This is a genomic window from Burkholderia sp. KL41 (assembly GCF_057005415.2).
In genome coordinates this window covers 2,964,949-2,987,748 of sequence record NZ_CM174447.1, presented here as the reverse complement: position 1 = coordinate 2,987,748, position 22,800 = coordinate 2,964,949, and the positions used below count along the sequence as shown (strand labels likewise).

The 22,800-nt window shown below is 67.7% G+C and carries 21 protein-coding genes; 14 read left to right on the top strand and 7 right to left on the bottom strand.

What is annotated here, in order from left to right:
• Window positions 1-22: 22 nt before the first annotated feature.
• The gene (locus PQB87_RS30735; RefSeq protein ID WP_155629109.1) at window positions 23-751 is read left to right on the top strand and encodes an ABC transporter ATP-binding protein; all 729 of its coding nucleotides are present in this window, start codon (window positions 23-25) and stop codon (window positions 749-751) included.
• A 57-nt stretch (window positions 752-808) separates the two neighbouring features.
• Here PQB87_RS30735 and PQB87_RS30730 read toward each other — a convergent pair whose 3' ends face one another.
• Window positions 809-1,429, bottom strand: coding sequence for a TetR/AcrR family transcriptional regulator (locus PQB87_RS30730; protein ID WP_021158387.1), 621 nt, complete (start codon window positions 1,427-1,429; stop codon window positions 809-811).
• A gap of 370 nt (window positions 1,430-1,799) precedes the next feature.
• Here PQB87_RS30730 and PQB87_RS30725 point away from each other — a divergent pair, with 370 nt between their 5' ends.
• The 7 genes from PQB87_RS30725 to PQB87_RS30695 all read left to right on the top strand — a co-directional run bounded on the left by PQB87_RS30725 (window position 1,800) and on the right by PQB87_RS30695 (window position 11,134).
• On the top strand, window positions 1,800-3,857 hold the full coding sequence (locus PQB87_RS30725; protein WP_489243197.1) for a beta-glucosidase family protein: 2,058 nt from the start codon (window positions 1,800-1,802) through the stop codon (window positions 3,855-3,857).
• 34 nt (window positions 3,858-3,891) lie between these two features.
• Window positions 3,892-5,139: an MFS transporter gene (locus tag PQB87_RS30720; protein WP_489243196.1), complete on the top strand. Its 1,248-nt coding sequence runs from the start codon at window positions 3,892-3,894 to the stop codon at window positions 5,137-5,139.
• Window positions 5,140-5,170: 31 nt separating this feature from the next.
• Window positions 5,171-6,658 carry a sulfatase family protein gene (locus PQB87_RS30715; RefSeq protein ID WP_489243195.1) on the top strand — a complete coding sequence of 496 codons (1,488 nt, stop codon included), beginning with the start codon at window positions 5,171-5,173 and terminating at the stop codon, window positions 6,656-6,658.
• Window positions 6,659-6,818: 160 nt separating this feature from the next.
• A complete protein-coding gene (locus tag PQB87_RS30710; protein ID WP_489244308.1) occupies window positions 6,819-7,856 on the top strand; it encodes a porin in 1,038 nt (345 codons plus the stop codon).
• 66 nt (window positions 7,857-7,922) lie between these two features.
• Window positions 7,923-8,333, top strand: coding sequence for a BON domain-containing protein (locus PQB87_RS30705; RefSeq protein ID WP_059687626.1), 411 nt, complete (start codon window positions 7,923-7,925; stop codon window positions 8,331-8,333).
• Window positions 8,334-8,461: 128 nt separating this feature from the next.
• Window positions 8,462-10,087 (top strand): sulfatase, encoded by a 1,626-nt coding sequence (locus PQB87_RS30700; protein WP_489243194.1) that lies wholly within the window; start codon window positions 8,462-8,464, stop codon window positions 10,085-10,087.
• Between the two features lie 75 nt (window positions 10,088-10,162).
• Window positions 10,163-11,134: a formylglycine-generating enzyme family protein gene (locus PQB87_RS30695; protein WP_489243193.1), complete on the top strand. Its 972-nt coding sequence runs from the start codon at window positions 10,163-10,165 to the stop codon at window positions 11,132-11,134.
• A gap of 125 nt (window positions 11,135-11,259) precedes the next feature.
• On the opposite strand, the gene PQB87_RS30690 is transcribed toward PQB87_RS30695, so the two are convergent.
• A complete protein-coding gene (locus PQB87_RS30690) occupies window positions 11,260-12,681 on the bottom strand; it encodes a sensor histidine kinase (RefSeq protein ID WP_431208422.1) in 1,422 nt (473 codons plus the stop codon).
• Window positions 12,668-13,333, bottom strand: coding sequence for a response regulator transcription factor (locus tag PQB87_RS30685; RefSeq protein WP_021158397.1), 666 nt, complete (start codon window positions 13,331-13,333; stop codon window positions 12,668-12,670). The genes PQB87_RS30690 and PQB87_RS30685 overlap by 14 nt, the downstream gene beginning before the upstream one ends.
• A gap of 238 nt (window positions 13,334-13,571) precedes the next feature.
• Here PQB87_RS30685 and PQB87_RS30680 point away from each other — a divergent pair, with 238 nt between their 5' ends.
• The 4 genes from PQB87_RS30680 to PQB87_RS30665 all read left to right on the top strand — a co-directional run bounded on the left by PQB87_RS30680 (window position 13,572) and on the right by PQB87_RS30665 (window position 16,699).
• Complete coding sequence (locus PQB87_RS30680) at window positions 13,572-14,588, top strand: ABC transporter substrate-binding protein (RefSeq protein ID WP_027790810.1); 1,017 nt, start codon at window positions 13,572-13,574, stop codon at window positions 14,586-14,588.
• A 111-nt stretch (window positions 14,589-14,699) separates the two neighbouring features.
• Window positions 14,700-16,010 carry an MFS transporter gene (locus tag PQB87_RS30675; RefSeq protein ID WP_104767379.1) on the top strand — a complete coding sequence of 437 codons (1,311 nt, stop codon included), beginning with the start codon at window positions 14,700-14,702 and terminating at the stop codon, window positions 16,008-16,010.
• A gap of 117 nt (window positions 16,011-16,127) precedes the next feature.
• Window positions 16,128-16,403 carry a YlcI/YnfO family protein gene (locus tag PQB87_RS30670; protein ID WP_111939050.1) on the top strand — a complete coding sequence of 92 codons (276 nt, stop codon included), beginning with the start codon at window positions 16,128-16,130 and terminating at the stop codon, window positions 16,401-16,403.
• A 47-nt stretch (window positions 16,404-16,450) separates the two neighbouring features.
• Window positions 16,451-16,699 carry a type II toxin-antitoxin system RelE/ParE family toxin gene (locus PQB87_RS30665; protein ID WP_489243192.1) on the top strand — a complete coding sequence of 83 codons (249 nt, stop codon included), beginning with the start codon at window positions 16,451-16,453 and terminating at the stop codon, window positions 16,697-16,699.
• Between the two features lie 47 nt (window positions 16,700-16,746).
• On the opposite strand, the gene PQB87_RS30660 is transcribed toward PQB87_RS30665, so the two are convergent.
• Window positions 16,747-18,543: a sensor histidine kinase gene (locus tag PQB87_RS30660; RefSeq protein WP_111939052.1), complete on the bottom strand. Its 1,797-nt coding sequence runs from the start codon at window positions 18,541-18,543 to the stop codon at window positions 16,747-16,749.
• Window positions 18,540-19,184, bottom strand: a complete 645-nt coding sequence (locus tag PQB87_RS30655) for a response regulator (RefSeq protein WP_111939053.1) — start codon at window positions 19,182-19,184, stop codon at window positions 18,540-18,542. Before PQB87_RS30655 ends, PQB87_RS30660 begins: the two co-directional genes overlap by 4 nt.
• A 320-nt stretch (window positions 19,185-19,504) precedes the next feature.
• Between PQB87_RS30655 and PQB87_RS30650 the strand changes: the two genes are divergently transcribed.
• Together PQB87_RS30650 and PQB87_RS30645 are read left to right on the top strand one after the other, a co-directional pair.
• Window positions 19,505-19,957 (top strand): hypothetical protein, encoded by a 453-nt coding sequence (locus tag PQB87_RS30650; RefSeq protein WP_027790814.1) that lies wholly within the window; start codon window positions 19,505-19,507, stop codon window positions 19,955-19,957.
• 102 nt (window positions 19,958-20,059) lie between these two features.
• Window positions 20,060-22,078: a VTT domain-containing protein gene (locus tag PQB87_RS30645; protein WP_489243191.1), complete on the top strand. Its 2,019-nt coding sequence runs from the start codon at window positions 20,060-20,062 to the stop codon at window positions 22,076-22,078.
• A gap of 16 nt (window positions 22,079-22,094) precedes the next feature.
• Here PQB87_RS30645 and PQB87_RS30640 read toward each other — a convergent pair whose 3' ends face one another.
• Together PQB87_RS30640 and PQB87_RS30635 are read right to left on the bottom strand one after the other, a co-directional pair.
• A complete protein-coding gene (locus PQB87_RS30640) occupies window positions 22,095-22,424 on the bottom strand; it encodes a helix-turn-helix domain-containing transcriptional regulator (RefSeq protein ID WP_011356110.1) in 330 nt (109 codons plus the stop codon).
• On the bottom strand, window positions 22,421-22,753 hold the full coding sequence (locus PQB87_RS30635) for a type II toxin-antitoxin system RelE/ParE family toxin (protein ID WP_059687635.1): 333 nt from the start codon (window positions 22,751-22,753) through the stop codon (window positions 22,421-22,423). The genes PQB87_RS30640 and PQB87_RS30635 overlap by 4 nt, the downstream gene beginning before the upstream one ends.
• Between the last annotated feature and the right edge of the window lie 47 nt (window positions 22,754-22,800).

The following is a 22,800-nucleotide window of genomic DNA, read 5'->3' as shown; positions in this document are numbered from 1 at the left end:
TTCTTCCGGATTGCGAATGAACATGACCGATGCGCTGCTGAAACTCGAACACCTCGACACGTTCTACGGGCCGGTGCAGGTGCATTTCGACGTGAACTTCGAAGTCGGTCGCGGCCAGATCGTCAGCCTGCTCGGCGGCAACGCGAGCGGCAAGTCGACCACGATGAAGCTGATTCTCGGGCTGATGCGGCCGAAGCGCGGCGTCGTGCGCTTCGACGGCGACGACGTGACGGCGCTCGCGACGCCGCAGCGCGTGCGGCGCGGGATCGCGGCCGTGCCCGAGGCGCGGCGGTTGTTCGGCGACATGAGCGTGCGCGAGAACCTGCTGATGGGCGCGTACACGCGCGGCGACCGCACGGCGGTGGCGGAGGACTACGCACGCGTGCTCGACCTGTTTCCCCGCGTGCGCGAGCGGCTGACGCAGCGGGCGGGCACGCTGTCGGGCGGCGAGCAGCAGATGCTGGCGATGGCGCGCGCGCTGATGGCGCGGCCGAAGCTGATCTGCATGGACGAACCGACGATGGGGCTGTCGCCGCTTTACGTCGACAAGGTGCTCGAACTGATCGACGCGATCAACAAACAGGGCGTGACCGTGTTCATGGTCGAACAGAACGCGAGCCTCGCGCTGGAGATCGCGCATTACGGGTATGTGCTGCAGACCGGGCGCGTCGTGCTCGAAGGCCCGGCGAGGACGCTGCTCGACGACGAGCGGATCAGGGACGCGTATCTCGGCGGCGAGGTCGCGGCCTGATCGCGCGATCCGGGCCGGGGGCGCGGCGGTGCATGGCCCGCCCGCGCACCCGCCGCTTCAACGGAAGATGAACGCGACGACGGCGTCGCAATGCGCATCGATCGCTTTCTCGTCGAGCGCGTCGATGCCGTGCGCGTAGCGCATTTCCGCGGTCAGCAGGTACGGCACCTGCGCGATCGCGGTAATCATGTACAGCAGCACGACCGGGTCGATCCGCGCGAGCCCGTCGGTCGTTTCGCTGACGTAGCGCACCAGCGGCACCGAGCGATCATGGCGCGGCCGCACGAAGGTTTCCGCCATCCACTTCAGGCGTTCCGAATCGCGATTGGCCTCCTGCATCATCAGCCGCGCGTGCTCGGGATGCGCCGCGCAATAGCGCACGTAGTTGCGGATGTACTGCTTGACGGCGTCGATCGAGAACGTGTCCGACGCCGGGTCCGGCAACGCGACGCCTTCCATGAACCGGTCGAACAGCTGCGTCACGCTGGCGCGCCACAGGTTCTCCTTGTTGCCGAAGTAGTAGCGGATCATCGCGTGGTTGACGCCTGCCGCGTCCGCGATGTCGCGCAGGCTGACCGCGTCGAAACCGCGGGTCGAGAACTGTTCGAGCGCGATCCCCAGAATGTCCGAACGGGTCTGCTCGCTGCGTTCCTGCTGTGCCTGCCTTGCAATCTGCATCTGTCCTGTCCTTGATCGAATCCCCGGATTGTGCCGTCCGCGCGGATCGGCCGCAACGGGCCGTCCCGACCCGCTGCCGCGCGCCGGGGGCGACCTCCTGGCCCGCCCGGGTCGGGGAAAACCCCGTCGTCGTTGCCGCCTTTACCCGCTTGACACTCACGCTCAAAACAATAATTATCCACTCGGATAATTATTTGGTGGAAACAGTTCGGCTGACGGTGCAAGCGTGGTGTCGGCCGGTCCCATTCATACGAAGTAACGCGTGATGACATCCTCGACTCGACTGCAGACCCCCATCGAATCCCCGGCCGCCGCGAGCATGGCGCCGGCGGATTGCCCCGACGCCCGTGCGCGGGAGACCGAAGCCCGCATGACCGACGACGAGCGGTTTTCGCTGCTCTACAGCCTGATGGTGCGCGTGTTCGGCCGCACCGGCCGCGAGCCGCGCGTACCGGCCGACCTGCCCGTCATCGCCGGCTACGTCCCCGGCGTGCCGCGCCTCGGCGTGCCGGCGCTGAAGCTGGCCGACGCCAGCCTCGGCCTGCGCCATACCGAAACCGCGGACGAGCGCGCGACCGCGTTCCCGGCCGGGCTGGCGCTCGGCGCGACCTTCCATCCGGCGCTGGCGCGCACGATGGGCGCGGCGATCGGCAAGGAGGCGCGCGCACGCGGTTTCAACGTGGCGCTGGGCGGCGGCATCAATCTGGTGCGCGACGTGCGCAACGGCCGCAATTTCGAATACGTATCGGAAGATCCGCTGCTGTCCGGGCGGATCGGCGGCTGCGTGGTGGCGGGCACGCAGCGCGAGGGCGTGATCGCGCTGCTCAAGCATGTGTCGCTCAATGCGAGCGAGACCAACAAGTTCTTCCTGAACGCCGTGATCGATCCGGATGCGCATCGCGAGAGCGACCTGCTCGCGTTCCAGATCGCGATCGAGGCAGGCGATCCCGGCGCGCTGATGACCGCGTACAACCGGGTCAACGGCGAGTACACGAGCGGCAACCGGCATCTGATGCAGGACGTCGTCAAGGACGCGATGGGCTTCAAGGGCTGGATCATGTCGGACTGGCGCGCGGTGTACGGCTGGGAGTCCGCGCTCGCGGGCCTCGACCAGCACTCGGGCGCGCAGCTCGACGAGGCCGAGTGGTTCAACGAGCCGCTGCGGCGCGCGTACGACGAAGGCAAGGTGCCGCCGGCGCGCATCGGCGAAATGGTGACGCGCATCCTGCGGTCCTGTTACGCGGTCGGCATCGATCGCGAGCGCGCACCGGAGCCGGTCGATTTCGCTGCGCACGACGCGATCGCGCTGCAGATTGCCCGCGAGGGCATCGTGCTGCTGAAGAACGAACGCGAGGTGCTGCCGCTCGCGCAAACGGCGCGGCGCATCGCGGTGATCGGCGGTTTCGCGCAGGCGGGCGTGCTGTCCGGGTCGGGCTCCAGCCAGGTGATGCCGCACGGCGGTTATGCGGCGGTCGTGCCGATGCGCAGCCATCCGCTGCTCGGGCCGACCGCGATGTGCATCGGCGGCGCGTCGCCGCTCGCGGCGCTGCGTGCGCTACGGCCGGACGCGATCGTCGAATACGACAGCGGCGCGCACGTCGCGGATGCGGTCGCGCTCGCGCGCCGCGCCGACGTCGTGATCGTCAACGCGATCCGTCACGAAGGCGAGCGTTTCGATTGTCCGGACATGATGCTGCCGTTCGGCCAGGATGCGCTGATCGACGCGGTGGCGCGCGCGAACGCCAATACGGTCGTCGTGCTGCAGACCGGCAATCCGGTCGCGATGCCGTGGAGCGGCGAAGTCGCCGCGATCGTGCAGGCGTGGTATCCGGGGCAGGCGGGCGCGCAGGCGATCGCCGAGATCCTGACGGGGCGCGTCAACCCGTCGGGCCGGCTGCCGGTCACGTTTCCGACGGACGTCGCGGATACGCCGCATCCGGCGTTGCCGGGCGCCGATGTCGAACTCGGCACGCCGATCGACGTGCACTATCACGAGGGCGCGGACGTCGGTTATCGCTGGTTCGCGAAGACGGGGCGGCCGCCGCGTTTCGGCTTCGGCTTCGGGCTCAGCTATACGCGCTTCGCATACGACAACCTGCGGCTCGACGGTGGCGACACGGTGATGGCGCGCTTCACGGTGACCAACACCGGCGCGCGCGACGGCGACGACGTGCCGCAGCTCTACCTGACGGATGCATGCGGCGAGTCGCGCATCCGGTTGCTCGGTTTCGAGCGCGTGACGCTGCGCGCGGGCGAATCCGTCCGTGTGTCGCTGACGGTCGATCCGCGCCTGCTGGCCCGGTTCGACGGGCAGGCAGGGCAGTGGCGGATCGCGGCCGGCACGTATCGCGTCGCGCTGGCGCATGCGGCGACCGATCACGCGATCGTCGGGTCGGTGCAGCTCGACGGGCGGCTGTTCGGGCGCTGAGCGGAAGGCGGCGGACGATGAGTGGAGAGGGAGTATGGACGAAATGATGGTTGTAGCGGCCCGCAAAACGGGCAACCGGTATCTCGGCGTGACGCTGACGGTCGCCTTCGTCGGCGTCTGGCTGGCGATGTTGCCGTATCCGATGGTGATCCTGCCGATGCTGGCGGAACGAATCTCGCCGACCGACAAGGCAGCCGTGCTGGCGCGGGCACTCGGCATCGGCTCGTTCATCGGCCTGATCGCGCAGCCGATCTTCGGTGTGCTGAGCGATCACACGCGCTCGCGCTGGGGCATGCGCAAGCCGTGGATCCTGGGCGGCATGCTGGGCGGGCTCGGTGCGATGGCCGTCATGGCGACCGCTCGCACGCCCGCGCAGCTCGCGCTCGGATGGGGGCTGATGGCGTTGACCTTCAATTCGACCTTGAGCGGTCTCAACGCGGTGCTGCCGGATCAGGTTCGGTCCGAAAAGCTCGGCGTCTATTCGTCGCTCGTCGGATTCACGCCGCCGATCGGTGTGTTGCTGGGCGTCGGGATCGCGAGGCAATTGGCGCCCGACCTCGTCTCGATCGCGCTGGTACAGGGGGCGATCGCGCTGGTGGCGATTGTCTGCTTCGTCATGCTGACCCATGACCGGAAGCTGGATGCCGGCCACGTGAAACCGCTGCAGTGGCGGCAACTGGCGGCGAGTTTCTGGACCAATCCGGTCAGGCATCCCGACTTCGCGATCGCGTGGCTGTCGCGTGCGCTGGTGCTGTTCGGCGTAAGCAGCCTGCAGTACTACCTGCTGTTCTATCTGCGCGACCGGATCGGCCTGTCGACGAAAGAGACGCCGCACGCGATGTTCCTGTGCCTGCTGGTGGCCACGACGGCCATGACGGCCAGCGCATTGGTGTTCGGTCGCCTGTCGGATCGGCTGCGGCGCCGCAAGGTCTTCGTGATCGGGGCCGGCATCGGGATGGCGCTCGGGTTTCCGGTGCTCCTGTTCTGCACGACGTTCCCGCAATTGCTGGTCGTGATCGCGTGGATCGGCGTGGCGCAGGGCGCGTATCTGGCCGTCGACCTTGCGCTGGTCACCGAAGTGCTGCCCGATCGTAATGCCGCGGCAAAGGACATGGGCGTGTTCCATCTCGCGAACGTCGTTCCGCAGTTGTTCCTGTCCCTTCTCGCCACCTGGCTGACGGGGCCGGGCGGTGCGATCCGCTTCGACGCGCTGTTCATCGCGGCAAGTTGCGCGGTGTTGCTCGGCGGGGTCGTCATCGCCGCGATCAAGTCGGTTCGTTGACGTTGACTCGTATTTTTCTAACGGATATTTCATGAGCACGAAGCCCAATTTCGTCATCATCGTCGCGGACCAGTTGCGTGCCGACTGCGTTCACGCGGTCCATCCCGCGACGCCCGTCCTCACGCCGAACCTGGACCGGCTCGCCGCCGGCGGCGTCGCATTCACGCAGGCGTTCGGACAACACAGCGTCTGTTCGCCGTCGCGCGTGTCGTTCCTGTCGGGACAGTATCCGCACGTGGCCGGCCATCGCACGCTCGGTTACCTGCTGGGGCCGGACGAGCCGAATTTCCTGCGCGTCTTCAAGGAAAACGGCTATCACGTCGCGATGGCAGGCGGTCGCGGTGACTCGTTCGCGCCCGGCGCGACCGAGCGGTCGGCGCATGAGTACGGCTTCCTGCCGGAGGAGACGCGGCGAAGCGCGGCGGAATTCCTGCAGAGCAAGACAAAGGGAGACCCTGCCGACCCGATGGTGCGCGCGTTCTTTCGGGGGCAGCGTTCGCAGGAGCAGGCCGCGATCGAATACGACGAAGTGGTGATCCGCACGGCGGAGCATTGGCTTGCCGCTCCGCCTCGCGAGCCGTGGGTGCTGTATGTCCCGCTGTTCGCGCCGCATCCGCCGTTCGAAGCCGAGGAGCCGTGGTTCTCGATGTACGACCGCGCCGCGGTGCCCGAGCGTGCCGTCGGCAGTGGCCGGATGCCGGCGTATATCGATGCGCTGTCCAACGCGCATGGATGGGACCAGTTGACCGATGCGCAATGGCGGGAACTGCGCGCCGTGTACTACGGCATGGTGTCGAGACTGGATCATCATGTCGGCCGCGTGATGGACGCGGCTGCCCGAGCCACCGAGCCGGGGCGCCTGATCACCACGTTCTTTTCGGATCACGGTGAATACCTCGGGGATTTCGGGCTCGCCGAGAAGTGGCCGTCGGGCGTGCACGAATGCCTGTTGCGCAATCCGCTGATCGTATCGGGCGCGTCCGGGCCTGACGTGGCCGGCACGACCTCGAGCGCGATGGTCGAGATGATCGACGTGTTTCCCACGCTGCTCGAGCTGGCGGGGCTGGAAGCGACGCATGCGCACTACGGGAAGAGCTTCGCACCCTGCCTTCTGGCGGCCGGGGAGACGCATCGGGAGCAGGTGTTCAGCGAGGGCGGCTTCCTGACCCGGGAAGTCGACCATTTCGAGCAGGCCGGTTTTCCGTACGACATCAAGGCGAAGCTGCAAAGCGGGCAACCGGAGACCGTGGGCAAGGCCGCGGTCATCCGGACGCCGGAGTGGACGTATGTGTGGCGACTCTACGAGGCACCCGAGCTGTATCGGCGCACGACCGATCCGAGCGAGACGACGAACCTGGCCGGCCAGCCGGAGTTTGCCGACATCGAGGCCGGGCTGCTGGAGCGCCTGTTGCGCTGGCAAGTCGAGACGGCTGACGTCCTGCCCGCCGCGAAAGGCTCCCGTTTCCCGCCGGTCGATTTGCCGCGACCCGGCGAGTGGCGTGCGCAGGACGATCGATAGGCAGTAACCGGGCGCGAAGGAGGCACGTCAAGCGCGCATTCGCGTCCGGCTCGCACAGGGCTCGGAGAAGCCCGGTTCGATGTAGTCCGGTTGAACGTGCAATTTAATAAGGATGATTAATTATTGGAGGAGCGGTGTGGTGAGGAGACTGACATTAGGCATGGTTGCGCTGGTGATTGGCGGAAGCGCGCAAGCGCAGTCGAGCGTGACGCTGTTCGGCACGCTCGGCGGCGGCGTTCGGTGGACCGATGGCGGGAAGGGCGGGCAACAGGTTGGCTTCGACAACAATCCGATTGCGGGCAATACCCTCGGTTTCACGGGCAAGGAGGACCTGGGCGGCGGAGTGAGAGCCGTGTTCCTGCTGCAGAGCGGCTTCAACCTGGGCACCGGTGCGTTGAAATCGTCGAATACGCTTTTCTCGCAGCGGGCGTACGTCGGGCTGGAGGGGGGATTCGGCCGGCTGACGCTCGGGCGCCAGCTGAACGCCGCCGAAGATATCGGTGTTCAACTCGATCCGAACCAGGCCAATGGCTCGACGCTTGCGATGACGCCCGGCATTGTCTGGGGCGGCAATTTCTTTACGCTCGATGCCCGTTTCAACAACACGGTCAAATACGTCGGCCGACTCGGCGGATTCGCGCTGAGAGCCAGTTATTCGCCGGGCGGCGTGGCCGGCGACTGGCACACGGGTACGAATCTGTCCGTCGGCGCCAGTTATCAGTTCCGCTCGCTGCTGCTCGCGGCCGCGTATCAGAAGACCTACAGCGCCACCACCAACCAGTGGGCGCAAACCGCCATGGGCGGCGCGACGTGGCAACTCGGGCCGACGCGGCTGTACCTGAACTACAGCACGCTCGCGGTTTCCGCGGCGAGCGCGACCGGCAGCAAGCGGCGCGACAACATTCCCGGGGTCGGCATCGTCTACCAGATCACGCCGACGTTGCAGTTCACCGGCGCCACCTATTACGACATGGCCAGCAACCTGAAAAACGTTGCCGGGGCGGATGGCCGGAAGATGACCTCGTACGCGATGCTCGAATATTTCCTGTCGAAACGGTCGGAACTCTATGTGGAGTTCGACCGGAACGGCTTCTCGGGGGCCTACAAGAAGGATCCGACGAACGTATCGGCACTGAACCTGCGTCCCGACGGGCGCACGGTGAGCGGTGTATCGATCGGCGTCATGACGCAGTTCTAGAGATATAGCCCATGGCGTCGCGGCGCATGAAGCGACGCGTTGCCGGGGCATCACGGGAGAAACGACATGCAGGTTTGCAGAACGGGTTGCCGCTACGTTGCGGCAGCGATGATCGCATTGAGTGCGCTGAGCGCGGCGGCTCAGGAATCGCAGGGTGGAGCGGCATCGACGCCGGATGCGGTATCGGCGGTATCGGCGGCACCGGCGGTAGCGGCAGCGTCGGCGTCGGGCAGCGAGTCGCGCAAGGCGACGAAGGCGGCCGATCGCAAGTTGCGCAAGCAGGTGGCAGGCGTGCTGGCGCGAACGAAACGTCTCGATTCGAGCCGTCTGCTCATCTTCGCGAAGTCCGGCGTCGTCACGCTGTCCGGCGAGGTGGCCGATGCCGAGCAGGCCGCGCTGGCCGTGTCGGCCGCGCAGCGCGTGCCGGGTGTCGGCGAGGTACGCAATCGGCTGCGCATCAGTCCGCAGACCCGGTAAGACGGGCACCCTTTGAATCGTCGCATGCGTTGCATCCGGCATGGCGGCGCGACCGTTCCGACGGCGAAACGCGCGTGAACGAGGCAGCCACGCACAACGCATCAAACGTAGAGTGAATTGAACCGATCATGAAAGCCATACTCGTGATGTACGACAGCCTGAATCGGCGCATGCTGCCGCCGTACGGCAACACCTGGGTCCACGCGCCGAATTTTCAGCGGCTCGCCGACCGCAGCGCGACTTTCGACAACTGCTATATCGGCAGCATGGCCTGCATACCGGCGCGCAGGGAGCTGCATACCGGGCGCTACAACTTTCTGCATCGCAGCTGGGGGCCGCTGGAGCCGTTCGACGATTCGATGCCGGCGATGCTGCGCAAGAAGGGCATTCATGCCCATCTGGCGAGCGATCATCCGCACTACTGGGAAGATGGCGGCGCGACCTACCACACGCGATACAGCAGCTGGGAATTCTTCCGGGGGCAGGAGGGCGATCCATGGAAGGCGGAACTCGGGCCGCCTCCGATGCCGGCCCGGCTCAAGGGCGCGTTGAAGGAGAGCTCCGCGCGGCAGGACTTCGTGAACCGCCAGTATTACCCGACCGAGGATCTTCATCCGCAAACGCTGACCTTTGATGCGGGCGAAGCGTTCCTGAGAAAAAATCACGACAAGGATTCGTGGTTCCTGCAGATCGAGACGTTCGATCCGCACGAGCCGTTCGCCAGCTATCCGAAATATCGCGACCTTTACCCGGGCGAGGGAGGCGACGCGCACTTCGACTGGCCGCCCTACGGCCCCGTCTCCGCCGGCGAGACGGACGGCGACATGCGTACCGCGCAAGCCGGGTACGCCGCGCTCGTGTCCATGTGCGACCGTTCGCTCGGGCGGGTTCTCGACCTGATGGACGAGCTCGATCTGTGGCGCGACACGATGCTGATCGTGTGCACCGACCACGGGTACATGCTCGGCGAACACGGATGGTGGGCGAAGACGGTCCAGCCGTGGTTCAACGAACTCGCCAACACGCCGCTGTTCATCTGGGATCCGCGCTGCCGTCGGGCAGGCGTGCGGCGCCAGTCGCTCGTTCAGATGATCGATATCGCGCCGACGCTGCTCGATTTCTTCGGGCTGGAACCCACGCCGGACATGCAGGGCGGCGCGCTCCGGAAAACGATCGACGAAGACGTTCCCGTTCGCGAGGCCGCGCTGTTCGGCATGCATGGCGAACAAGTGAACGTGACCGACGGTCGTTACGTGTACATGCGCTCGGGCGCCGACCCGGACCGTAACGAACCGCTGTACGAATATACGTTGATGCCGACTCACATGCGGGAGATGTTCGGTGTCGAGGAACTGCAGGATATCGAACTGTCGGAACCCTTTTCGTTTACGAAGGGCGTGCGGACGATGAAGATCGCGAGCCGGCCGATCGGGTATGCGTACCGGTCGGGGACGCTGCTGTTCGATCTGCATGACGATCCGAAACAGGAGCGGCCGCTGTACGACGAGTCGGTCGAACTGCGGATGGCCGGACTCATGCGCGATCTGATGCGGGCCAACGATGCGCCGCAGGAGCAATACACGCGGCTCGGGCTGCCGTCCACCGGCGCGATCGAGCCCGCACAGCTCCTGGCCCGCAGCCACGCGGATCGCGCCGAACGGTTGCGTGCGCATCTGGCCGTCCAGGCACAGGCGATGCGCGCCGAGATCGAGCGCAAGCGCGCGGCGCAGGCCGGGGCGACGTCGGGTGATTGACGTGCGATGCAATCCGGGTTTTGACATGCCGTGGCCGGCAGATACGGAGAAACGGTGGTCCGGCGAGGAGGGAAATTGAACAACGACAAGCATCGATCGTGCTGTCCCGGCGCGGGAAAGCGCCAGCAACTGTCCGCCGTTTCGGCGCATGCGTGCGCGTCGGGCACCCACAGCACGGGCGCCGGCGTACCGTCGAACCGGGACATCGTCTGGTTCGAGGCAGGCAAGAGCTGGATCGGCACGGATACGCCCGTCATCAAGGCGGACGGCGAGGGGCCACGGCGGCGCGTTACGCTGCGCGCGTTCGGGATGGATCGTTATGCCGTCTCGAATGCGCGGTTCGCGGAGTTCGTCGCCGCGACCGGGTATCGCACGGAAGCCGAGCGCATCGGCTGGAGCTACGTGTTTCGATCGTCCGCCGTTTCCGCGAACCATCTGGTGGGCACCGCGGACGCGCCGTGGTGGCTGGCGATCGACGGCGCGAACTGGGCGGCGCCGGAGGGGCCCGGTTCGTCGCTTGGCGGGCGCGAGCAGCATCCGGTCGTGCATGTTTCGTGGAACGATGCGGGCGCCTTCGCAGCGTGGTGCGGCGGCCGGCTACCGACCGAGGCCGAGTGGGAGCATGCGGCAAGAGGAGGCGCGCAGGCGCGCCGGTATCCGTGGGGCGATGAGGAGCCGTCCGACGAGATGCAGTGCTGCAATATCTGGCACGGCGTGTTTCCCCATCTGAACACGTCGCCGGACGGGTATGCCGGCACGGTTCGGGTCGATGCGTTTTCGCCGAATCCCGCCGGGTTGTACAACTGCAGCGGCAACGTGTGGGAATGGTGCGCCGATCCGTTCCTGACGCAGTCGTTGTCGAGCGCGGGAAAGGCCCGGAACCGTCAGGCGCTCGCGGAGCGGGAGCACACGCTGAAAGGCGGTTCGTATCTGTGTCATCGCGACTACTGTTATCGCTACCGCATCGCCGCCCGGACCGGCCGGCCGCGGGATACGTCGACCGGACATACGGGCTTCCGGATTGCGTACGACGCTGCGCACGAATAACCGATGGCGCGGCATGCGGAGCGCAGCGCGACGGCTTCTGGCGACGACAGCGACGATTGACCGCTGTCGCTTGACCGCTGTCGCGCATCCGCATCAGGTGCCGCCGCACGCGCGATGCCGGTAGTCTAAGTCTCTTTTGTACCGGCCACCGCCGCGCGCGGAAACGTCAGCACGACCGCGAACCCGCCCGCGTCGGGAAACGCGAATCCGACGCGCCCGCCGTGCGCCTTCATCACTTCCTGCACGATCGCGAGCCCGAGGCCCGACCCGGTGCGCCGCTCGCTGCCGTCCGGCGCGATCCGCACGAACGGCTGCAATGCGGCGTCCCAGTGTTCGCGAGGGATGCCGCGGCCGTTGTCGGTGACGGTCAGCGTGATCGCGCCGTCGGTGTGACCGGCGGTTGCGACCGATACGACGATGTCGTCCGCGTGGCCGTGCAGCAACGCGTTGTGCAGCACGTTCGACAGCGCTTCCTGCAGGCTGATCGCGTCGCCGTCGATCCACGCCAGCGGCGCATCGCTCGCGAACGCCACGGCGACATCGCGCTCGCCCGCGAGCGGAATCGTGCGGCCGAGCACGTCCTTCGCGAGCGCGACGAGTTCGACCGGTTGCAGCGGCACGGCCTCGATGCGATGGATCACCATCGCGTGATTGAGCAACTGGCCGGTGAGGCGACCGACGTCCGCGCTGGTCGCGCGCAGCGCGTCGAGGCGTGCCGCGTGGCGCGCGGGATCGGATTCGCCGTCGAGCAGCTCGATCTGCGCGTCGAGCCGCGCGAGCGGCGTGCGCATCTGGTGCGCGGCGTCGGCGATGAAGCGCTGCATCGCGTTGATGCGTTCGGCCAGGCGGTGTATCAATCCGTTGATCGACCCGATGATCGCGTCGATCTCGCTCGGCGTGTCGAAGGCCACCGGCCGCAGGTCGGCCGGGTCGCGCGCGGCGATGATCGTGCCGATCTGCGCGAGCGGGCGCAGGCCGCGCCGGATCGCGAGGCCGCTCGCGCCGATCGCGAGCACGCTCATCAGCAGGATCAGCGTCCATACCTTGAGGCTCATGTCGTTCGTGAGCTGCTGGCGCGCGTTGGTGGTTTGCGCGACGGTCACGAGCGCCCAGCCCGGCGTGCTTTCCTCGGGCATGTAGCGTGCAATCGTTGCCGTGCGGATCCGGTGCCCCTGGTACAGGCCGTTCGCGAACGCCGGGCCCTGTTTCGCGGCGGCGAGCGTCACGGGGCTCGCGAGATCGTTGTAGCCTGCCACGACGATGCCGCGCGAATCGACGACCTTGTAGTAGACGAGGTCGTAGCGCGACAGCGTCGACAGCGCGGCCACCGGCGGATTCAGCGCGAGCACGCCGCCCTGCACGTAGAGGTTTTCCGCGACCTGGATCGAGGCGCCGGCGAGCAGCTGGTCGTACGCGCGTTCGGCCGCGACGCCCGCGTAGTAGCGCGCGATCGCCGCGAGCGCGAGCGCGCCGGATGCGACCACGAGCGCGATGAACAGCAGCGTGCGCCCGAACAGCGTCTTCGGAAACCAGTCAGTGCGCCGCAATCTGATACCCCATCCCGCGCGCGGTACGGATCTCGACCGAGCTGCCCTGCAGCTTCCTGCGCACGCGTGTCACGTATTGCTCGACCGCATTCGCGGTCGGCTCGTTGCCGAAGCTGAACAGCTGGTTCAGCAGTTCGTCCTTCGAGAAGATGCGTTGCGGGCGGCTCGCGAGGATTTCGAGCAGCGCGAACTCCTGGCGCGACAGCGACAGCGGCTGGCCGTCGAGTTCCGCCAGGCGGCTGCTGCGGTCGATCACGAGGCCGCCGAGCGTCAGCACGTCGTTCGCGTGGCCGCTGTTGCGGCGCAGGAGCGCCTGCACGCGCGCGTCGAGCTCGCGGTAGTCGAACGGCTTCACCAGGTAGTCGTCGGCGCCGAGGCCGAGGCCGCTCACGCGGTCGTCGATCGCCGAGCGTGCGGTGACGAGCAGCACGGGTGTCGTGCTGCCCGACGCGCGCAGGTTGCGCAGCACGGTGAAGCCGTCCATGCCGGGCAGGTTCGCGTCGAGCACGACGAGGTCGAAGCGCTCGACGCGCAGCAGCCCGTTCGCGGTTGCGCCGTCGGTCTCGAGATCGACGGCATGGCCGAGCCGCGCCAGGCGGCTGCGGATCGCCGCGCCGATTTCGGCATCGTCCTCCACGACGAGAATGCGCATGGTGCCGTTTCGCAGATGAGTGGGTTAGGGGTTTTCCCGGGGCCGGGATGTCAGCATTTTCTCAGACTCGGTCGATAACCTGTGTCGAGCCGGATGCAGCACGCAAGGACGGCATTAATACCAGAAATATTCAAGGAGACGGCAACATGCAGCATGTCACGGGCACGACGAACGCGCGGCGCAGCGCGACGCGGGTTTTCGCGTGGCCGTTTGCCGTCCGTCGCACGGCGGCCCGCGCATGACGACGTCGCCGCGCCGCCGCGCATTGATCGCCGCCGGCATCGGCATGCTGGCCGCGCCGCCGCTCGTGCGCGCGAAGCCGCGCACCGTCCGGATCTCGAAAGGCTTCGGGGTGCTGTACCTGCCGCTGCTCGTGATGGAGAAGCAGCGGCTGTTCGAGCGGCACGCGGCGCGCCACGGCGTGCGCGACGTCGCGGTCGACTGGGTGCTGCTCGACGGCGGCAATTCCGTCAACGACGCGATGATGGCCGGCACGCTCGATTTCGCGGGCGCCGGCGCACCGGGTTTCATCGAGCTGTGGGCACGGGCGCGCGGCATTCCTAACGTCGAGGTGATCGGCATCAGCGGGCTGTCCACCACGTCGCTGTCGCTGAACGCGAACCGCGCGGGCCTCGTGTCGCTGCGCGACTTCACGCCGTCCGACCGGATCGCGGTGCCCGGCATCCGCACGTCGCTGTCGGCGGTCGTGCTGCAGATGGTCGCGAGCCGGCAGCTCGGCGCGAAGCATTTCGCGCAGCTCGATTCGATCACCGTGAACCTGCCGCATCCGCAGGCGATGCAGGCGCTGATCCGGCGCGAGAACGGCGTGACCGCGCACTTCACGTCGCCGCCGTTCTCGACGCTCGAGCTGCGGCAGCCGGGCATTCACCGCGTCGTGAATTCGGTCGACGTGCTTGGCCCGCTGACGCTCGACGTCGTATTCGCGCCGAAGCGGCTCGTCGATACGGACCCCGCGCTGGCCGTCGCGTTTCTCGGCGCGCTCGACGAAGCGAACCGCCTGATCGCGCAGGACCCGCGCGCGGCGGCCGCGCTGTATGCGGCGTCGTCGGGTGTCGGCGTGTCGCACGACGACGTGATGCGGATGCTCGCCGCACCCGACACACGTTTCTCGGTACTGCCGAACCAGCTGATGGACTACGTCGAATTCCTGTACCTGGCCGGCACGATCAAGGCGAAGCCGCGCGCATGGCACGAGATGTTCGCGCCGATGCTCGACGACTACCGGTCGCGCTGATGCCGCCGCTTCCTTTCCCCGACATGCCCCGCACCCGCGCGATCGTTGCGCGCGGCGCCGATTCAACCGACATGCAACCGCTGTGCAACCGATTCACGCAAGGAGCCTGAAGTGAATGCTACCGACACCCTGGACCCCGCGTCCGCCGAAGAACAGCGCATCATGTCGAAGATGGCGCGGCGCCTGCTGCCCATCCTCGTCGTGATGTTCCTGATCGCGTTCATCGACCGGCAGAACGTCGGCTTCGCGAAACTGCAGATGGTGCACAGCCTCGGGATGACGGAAGCCGCGTTCGGGCTCGCGTCGTCGCTGTTCTTCATCGGCTACCTGCTGTTCGAGGTGCCGAGCACGCTCGCGCTGCATCGCTACGGCGCGCGCGTGTGGCTCGCACGGATCATGCTGACGTGGGGGCTGATCACGGTGCTGATGGGCTTCACGACGTCGATGCCCGCGTTCTGCGCGCTGCGCTTCGTGCTCGGCATCGCCGAGGCCGGCTTCTATCCGGGCGTGATCTACTACCTGACGTTGTGGTTTCCGCAGAGTTATCGCGCGAAGGTGCTCGGCATCTTCACGCTCGGCAGCGCGCTCGCGAACATGCTCGGCTCGCTGGTCGGCGGCGTGTTGCTGAGCCTGAACGGCGTGTGGGGGCTCGCGGGCTGGCAGTGGGTGTTCGTGGCGACGGGCATCCCGGCGGTGATCGTCGCGATCGTCGTGTTCCGCGTGCTGCCCGCGTCGGTGCGCGACGCCCGTTTCCTGGACGACCGCGAGAAGCAGGTCGTCGAGGCCGCGCTCGAACGCGAGAAACCCGCGCAGGCCGAGCACGGCCAGCCGTGGAAAGCGCTGCTCGACCCGCGCGTGATGCTGTTCGCGGCGACCTACATGCTGATGTCGACGTCGCTGTACGGCGTGACCTACTGGCTGCCGACGCTCGTGAAATCGTTCGGCGTGTCGAGCACGACGAACGGCTTCCTGAGCATGCTGCCGTGGGCGCTTGCCGTGCTGCTGCTGGTGTGGCTGCCGGGGAAACTGCGCCGCGCGAAGAGCATCCTGCGCACGATCGCGATCGTCGCGGCGCTTGGCGCGCTCGGCTTCCTGCTGAGCCTCGTGCTGCCGTCGACGCCGCTGCGCTTCATCGCGCTGGTGCTCGGCGGCGCATGTATCCCGCTGCTGTATCCGTGCTTCTGGTCGATGCCGCCGCGCTACTTCACCGGCGCGCGGGCGGCGGCGAGCGTCGCGGCGATCAACTCGATCGGCAACCTCGGCGGCTTCTTCAGCCAGAACCTGATGCCGTTTGCCGGCAAGGTGACGGGCACCGCGTTCGGGCCGATGATCGTGCCGATCGTGTGTCTCGCGCTGCTCGGATTCGGCGCGCTGGTCGCGTGGACCCGCTCGGAGCGGGGGATGGTGGCGGTGCGGGCGTGAGGCACGCGGCGCGGCCGGATTGTGGTCCCGGACACGTTGGTTAGGCCAAATGGCCGACTGCACGTGTAAAAGAGGGTGTGCTACCATGCATTACATGTGTAATGCATGGAGTGTGCAATGAAAACTGCGACCATGCCGGCGCTGCGTGTCGATCCGCAATTGCGGGAGGCGGCAGAGTCGGTCCTTGAGGAAAACGAGACGTTGTCTGCGTTCATGGAGTCGGCGCTTCGCGATGGTATCGCGCGTCGTCGCCTGCAGCGCGAGTTTGTCACCCGTGGCCTCGCATCGCGCGACGAGGCGCGCCGTACCGGCGAATACGTCGATGCCGCCGACGTGCAGGCTGAACTCGAGGGCATGCTGAAGGCTGCGAGAGCAGCGAAGGCGGCTGATTGATCTATCGGGTCCGATATACACGTGCGGCCCGTGAGGATCTGGTGCGGATGTATCGATACCTGCTCGAACGCGATATCGATGCAGCGGCGCGGGCTGCGGACGCGATCGAACAAGGTATCGCCATGCTCCGAATGTTTCCGTTCACATGCCGCAAGATCGACGATGGGAATCCGTTTCTGCGTGAGCTGATCGTGTCTTTCGGCACGTCGGGCTATGTCCTGCTGTTCGAGATTGAAGCGACCGAGCAAGTCACGATTCCAGCCGTGCGACATCAACGGGAAGACGACTACCACTGACGCATGATCGACGCGGCAGCCGGCATTTGCCGACATTGCCGCCTCGATCAGCGATCAATCCTCGGCCCCCCATTCCCGCCATGCGCGACCGCAGCAGGCGCAGGCGACAGCGGAATCTCCACCTCGACCGTCGTCCCCTCGCCGAGGGTCGTCGCGATCCGCAGCGTGCCGCCAACGAGATACGCGCGCTCGCGTAACCCGACCAGCCCGAACGATCCCGACTTGCGCGGCACGCCGGGATCGAATCCCGCGCCGTCGTCGCGAATCGTCAGCTCGATCGCCTGGTTCGCCTGCACGAGCGCGACGTTCGCATGCGACGCGGCCGCGTGCCGTGCGACGTTCGCGAGCGCTTCCTGGGCGATGCGAAACACCGCCGTCGCGTAAGGCTCGTCGAGTTGCAGTTCGGGCGGGTCGACATGCAGCGCGCAGTCGATGCCGTGACGGTGCCGGAAATCCTCCACGAGCCATTGCATGGCCGCGGCGAAACCGAGATCGTCGAGCATCAGCGGGCGCAGGTCCGACGCGATGCGGCGCGTCGCGGCCACCGCGCCGCGCGCCAGCGTGTGCATCGCCGCGATCTTGCGCGCCAGCAGTGCATCGTCCTGCGGCACGCGATCGATCAGCCATTCCAGATCGTTCTTCAGCGTCGCGAGTGTCTGCGCGAGTTCGTCGTGCAGCTCGCGTGCGATGCGGCGCTGCTCGGCTTCGCGTGCGCTCGCGCTGATCGCGGCGATCTCGCGCAGCTCCTCGCGCGACGCCTGCAGCGCACGCTCGGCGCGCACGCGTTCCTCGACTTCGCGCCGCAGGTCGCGGTTCGACGCGCTCAGTTGCGCGGTGCGTGCGGCAACGCGCTGTTCGAGCCGTTCGTTCGCGTCGTTCAGCTGCGCGCTCTTCTGCACGACGAGCAGATGCTGGTAGCGCGCGCCGGCCAGCGCGCGCACCGTCTGCGCATGCAGCCGGCCGTTTTCGAACAGCATCGCGAACAGCACGACGCCGGACGCGACCAGACCGTACGCGCGCCCCGCGTAGAAGCCGAGATCGTAGCGCCCGTGATTCAGCATCGCCGACAGCGCGATGTCGAACAGCCACGCGACGAGCACCGTCATCACCCACAGGTCGAGCACGGAATGCCGCCGCCGCCGCTGCCACATCAGCATCAGCGCCACCAGGTTCAGCCCCCAGACGATCGTGATCGCGTTCGTCATCGTCGCGGCCATCCGGTTGCCGTTCATGATGCGCGGCAGCAGGTCGTGGCCGGCCGTCGCAAGCAGCGCGAGCGCGGCCGTCGCGCCGAGCGCGGCCGCGATGCACAGCACCACGGGAATCGCCGCGCGGCGTTGCGGAGCCGGGATCGGGCCCGCGGCACGCGATGCCGCACGCAGCAGCGCGTACGCGGCGACCGCCAGCGGGAAGCCGCCGTGCCAGAACAGGTAGAGCCAGGCGGTGGTCTGGTCGCCGGCGCCGAGCAGGCCGGTCGGCGCGAACAGGCCGGGAAAGGTCAGCATGTGGGTGCCGGCCATGAAGCCCGTGAACAGGTAGCCGCCCGCGAGCACGAGCAGCGGCTTCTCGCGCAGGATCGCGTACTGGCCGAGCAGCAGGCCGGCCGTCACCATGTCGTTGACGACGATCGCCGACTGGTACACGGGGATGAACGCCCAGCCCGGCGCAAGCGGCCTGCCCGCGAATGGCGCAAGCGCGGCGAAGATCACCGCGGACACGAGCACGGTCGCGAGCGCGAGCCGCCGTTCGCGCCGGCCCGGCGGCAGCGACGACATGAACAGGCGCGACGCGTCGGCGGTGTCGTCGTCCGGGGGCGAGGGCGGAAGGTGGAAGGCGGCCGTCATGCGTCGCCGCCGGGGTCGAGGTCGTGGCGCACCGCGTAGCGGACCAGCGCGGCTTCGTGCGGCAGTTCCATCTTCTCGAGGATCCGTGTCTTGTACGTGCTGACCGTCTTCGCGCTCAGCGCGAGTTCGGTCGCGATCTGCGTGACGGTCTGGCCGGAGACGATGCGGCGCATCACGTCGAGCTCGCGCGCGGACAGCCGTTCGTGCGGCAGTGCCGCGGCCGGCCCGCGCAGCGTGAGCGCGAGGCTTTCGGCCGCCGACGGGCTCACGTAGACGCCGCCCGCCGCGACCTTGCCGACCGCCTCCACGAGCTCGGCGGTCGCGCTGTCCTTCGTCAGGTAGCCGGTTGCGCCGGCCTTGAACGCGCGCGCCGCGTATTGCGCCTCCGCGTGCATCGTCAGCACGAGCATGCGCAGCGACGGCGCGTGGTGCTTCACCAGCCGGATCAGCTCGATGCCGGTCGGCGCGGGCATCGACAGGTCGAGCAGCAGCACGTCGGCGGCGCCGCGCTCGACCAGCGTGAGCGTGGCCGAGCCGTCGCTTGCCTCGCCGACGATTTCGAAGCCGCCGGCCGTTTCCAGGATGTGACGCAGTCCGTCCCGCATGACTGCGTGATCGTCAGCCAGAATTACCCTGATCATCTAGCGATCCTCTTCGGGATGACGCCGCGCCCTGCTGTCCGGTGGTCGCCGCGGCCGTTCTTCTGATCAATATATTCCGCCGAATCCGAAAACGGTACACATCCGGGAAATTTTCGAGACGGGTTTTCGACGAATGTGTACTGAAACGAAATAATTCCCGAGAAAACGTACGCGGCGGGGCGGGCGCGAATCAGGGTATTCCCGGGTGATCGCGGCGGCGGGAACCGGGCGGCGCGGCGGGTCGCCAGCCGCCCCGCGAACCGTCCGGATTCGGGACTAAACTGGTGCCCGATGCCACGACACTAACGAGGAGCCCCGTGATGATCGATCTTGCCGATATCCTGCCGTCCGCACTGCCCGCCGCCGTCGCGTGGGCCGAAGCGGAGGCGGCGCGCGGGATCGCGCAGGGTGCGCCGCTGACGCCGGCGCAGGCCGACGACGCGCGCACGGTGGGTGTCGCGCAGCCGGAGCGGATCCGCGTGGTGATCGTCGAGCGCATGCCGTTTCCGGAGACGCCGACGCTCGCCGCGATCGCCCGCGACACGGGGCTGTTGTCGCCGGGGACGATCGGGCTCACGCTCGGTCATGCGGTGTACGTGCTGCGCGGACAGGACACGCGCCGCCTGCTGACCCACGAATTTCGCCACGTGCATCAGTACGAGGCCGCCGGATCGATCGGCGCGTTTCTCGCGCGCTATCTGCAGGAGATCGCGACGGTCGGCTACCACGACGCGCCGCTCGAGGCCGACGCGCGGCAGCACGAATTCGATTGATCCGCCACGTCGGCGCGACCACGCGCACCGCCCGATGAACGCTCGCCATGCCATCGCCGGCCCGGTGTTCTCACGCCGGGTCGCTTCGCCATGGAGCGTGCAATGAGCGACACGATCCACGCATGGATCGGCGCGATCGGCGCGCATCCGCTGCTCGTGCTCGCGGTCGTGTTCGTGACCGCGTGCGCCGAGGCGATCGCGCTGATCGGCACGGTCGTGCCGGCCGGCGCCGTGATGTTCGCGGCCGGTGCGCTGATCGGCGCGGGCGCGCTCGACGGCTGGACGACGATCGGCGTCGCGGCAGTCGGCGCCGTGATCGGCGACGGCATCAGCTACGAGCTCGGGCGGCACTACCGCGGGATGATTCGCAACGCATGGGCGCGCTTCGGTTATGCGAGCGCCTACGGGCGCGGCGAGGAGTTCGTGCTGCGCCATGGCGTGAAAAGCATCGTGCTCGCACGTTTTCTTGCGCCGGTGCGCGCGGTCGTGCCGGTCGTCGTCGGCTGCGCGACGCTGCCGCGCCGGTCGTTCTATCCGGTCAACGTCGTCTCGGCACTCATCTGGGCGCCGGTGCATGTCGCGCCGGGCATCGTGTTCGGCGCGTCGACCGCGCTGGCCGCGGCGATCAGCGTGCGGGTCGCCGTGATCCTGCTGGTGGTCGCGGCGCTGGTCGCGCTCGTGTGGATCGGCGTGCGCGTCGCGCTGCGGCGCGGTTGGCCGCTGTTGCGTCGTGCGCTCGTCGAAGGGGTGCACGCATGCGCGCACCGCTGGCCGCGGTTCGGCGCGCGGCTGCACGACGCGATCGCATACGTGCGCGGCCTGCCGGGCGCGGTGCCCGCGCTCGCGCTGCTGTTCGTCGGCTGCGTGTGGCTGTTCGCGGGCCTCGTGCAGGATGTCGTCGCGAACGATCCGCTGACGCACGCGGACATCGCGCTGTATGCGTTCCTGCAGAACCTGCGCACGCCGCCGGTGGACGCCGTGATGCGCGCGCTTGCCGTGTTGCACGGGCACGATACGGGGCTGATCGTCGCGGCCGCGTTTCTCGTCTGGCTGATGATCCATCGCTGCTGGCTGACCGCCGCGTGGTGGCTCGCGACCGTCGGCGTTGCCGTCGTGCTCGTGCCGGCGTTCGGTGCGGGCGTACCCGGCGCGACGCCCGCGAGCCTGCCGCCCGGCGCGCTGCATGTACCGCTGCCCGATGCCGAAGCCGCGTTCGCGATTCTCGCAAGCAGTGGCCTCGGCTGGGTGCTGACGCGTGACCGGCCCGCGCCGTGGCGGATCCCGGTCGTGACCGCGGTGGTGCTGTGGATCGTGCTCGGCGGCTTCGCGCGGCTGTATGTCGGAGACGCGTGGCTGTCGGGCCTGCTGGGCGGCTGGAGCCTCGGGCTGGCCTGGTTCGCGTTGCTGGCCGGTGCCCATGCGTACTGGCGCGTGCACGAGCATGTGCAGCCGAGGGGCGCGCTCGTCGCGGTGACCGTGGTGCTCGCGACGGCCGGCGTATGGACGGTTCCCGCGCAATGGCAGCTCGACCGCGCGGCCCGCCCGCATGTCGGCGACGTGGTCGCGATGACCGTCGACCAGTGGCTGCGCGGCGGATGGCAGCGCGTGCCGGTGCGGCGCACCGAGATCGGCGGCGACCGCGAGGAATATCTGCCGCTGCAATGGAGCGCGACATCGGACACGCTCGACCGGCATCTCGCGCAGGCCGGCTGGCAGCGCGCGACGCCGTGGTCGCTCGCCACCGCGCTGCGCTGGCTGCTGCCGCAGGCGCCGGCCGAGGCGCTGCCGGTGCTGCCGCGTTACACGCACGGCGAAAGCACGCGCCGCGTGTTCGTGCGCGTCGATCCGGGCCAGCCGGAAAGCCGCCTCGTGCTGCGGCTGTGGCGTTATCCGTACGTGTTGCAGGACGCGCTCGGCATGCGGCCGCTGTGGTACGGCGCGCTGTATCGCGAGACGCTGCATCGGCCGGCGCGGCTGATGACGATCGTGCGCTCGACGACGATCGACGATGCGGCGTCGATCGCGAAGGCGCTGGCGGTCGAGCCGACGATCGGGCATCCACCCGCGGGGACGACGGCCGCGCCGGCCGAGATGCTGCTGGTATGGATGGTCAGGCCGTGAGCGGGCCGTGCGCCGCTTACGCGTGCGCCGGCTGCGCGGGGACGACGGACAGGCGCAAGCCGACGGTCTTGAGCACCGCGAGCAGCGTTTTCAGCGTCGGGTTGCCGTTGGGGGACAGCGTGCGATACAGCGATTCGCGGCTGATGCCGGCTTCGGCCGCGACCGCGCCGAGCCCGCCGTACGCTTCCGCGACGGTGCGCAGCGCGAGCAGGCCGGCCGCGCGGTTGTCGGGATCGTCGAGCGACTCCATCGCGACGCGCAGATAGGCCACTGCGAGTTCGCGGTCGGCGCCGAGTTCGGCGACTTCCGCGTCGTGGTGCGATACCGCACCTTTGAGCTTGGTCATGTTTGCCTCCGTTTCCAGTTCGACCAGTGTTCCCTGGCGCGCCTGATGTCGTCGGGTTGGCTGCTTTTGTCGCCGCCTGACAGCAGCAGCACCAGTGCGCCGCCGTACCGCCCGAAATACACGCGATAGCCGGCGCCGACGTGGACGCGCAGTTCGATCACGCCTTCGCCGACAGGCTCGCAATCGCCGAAGTTGCCCGTTTGCACGCGGCGCAGGCGTTCGCGAATCCGGGCCTGTGCAAGCTTGTCGCGCACGGCGTTCAACCATTCGGTGAAGGGCTCGCGACCATCGTCGCGCTGGTAGCGAAGAAGTTCGAACTTGGAGAGCATTGTAACTTATAAGCTACAAAAAAGGTGGATGAGAAAGGAGGCGGTCG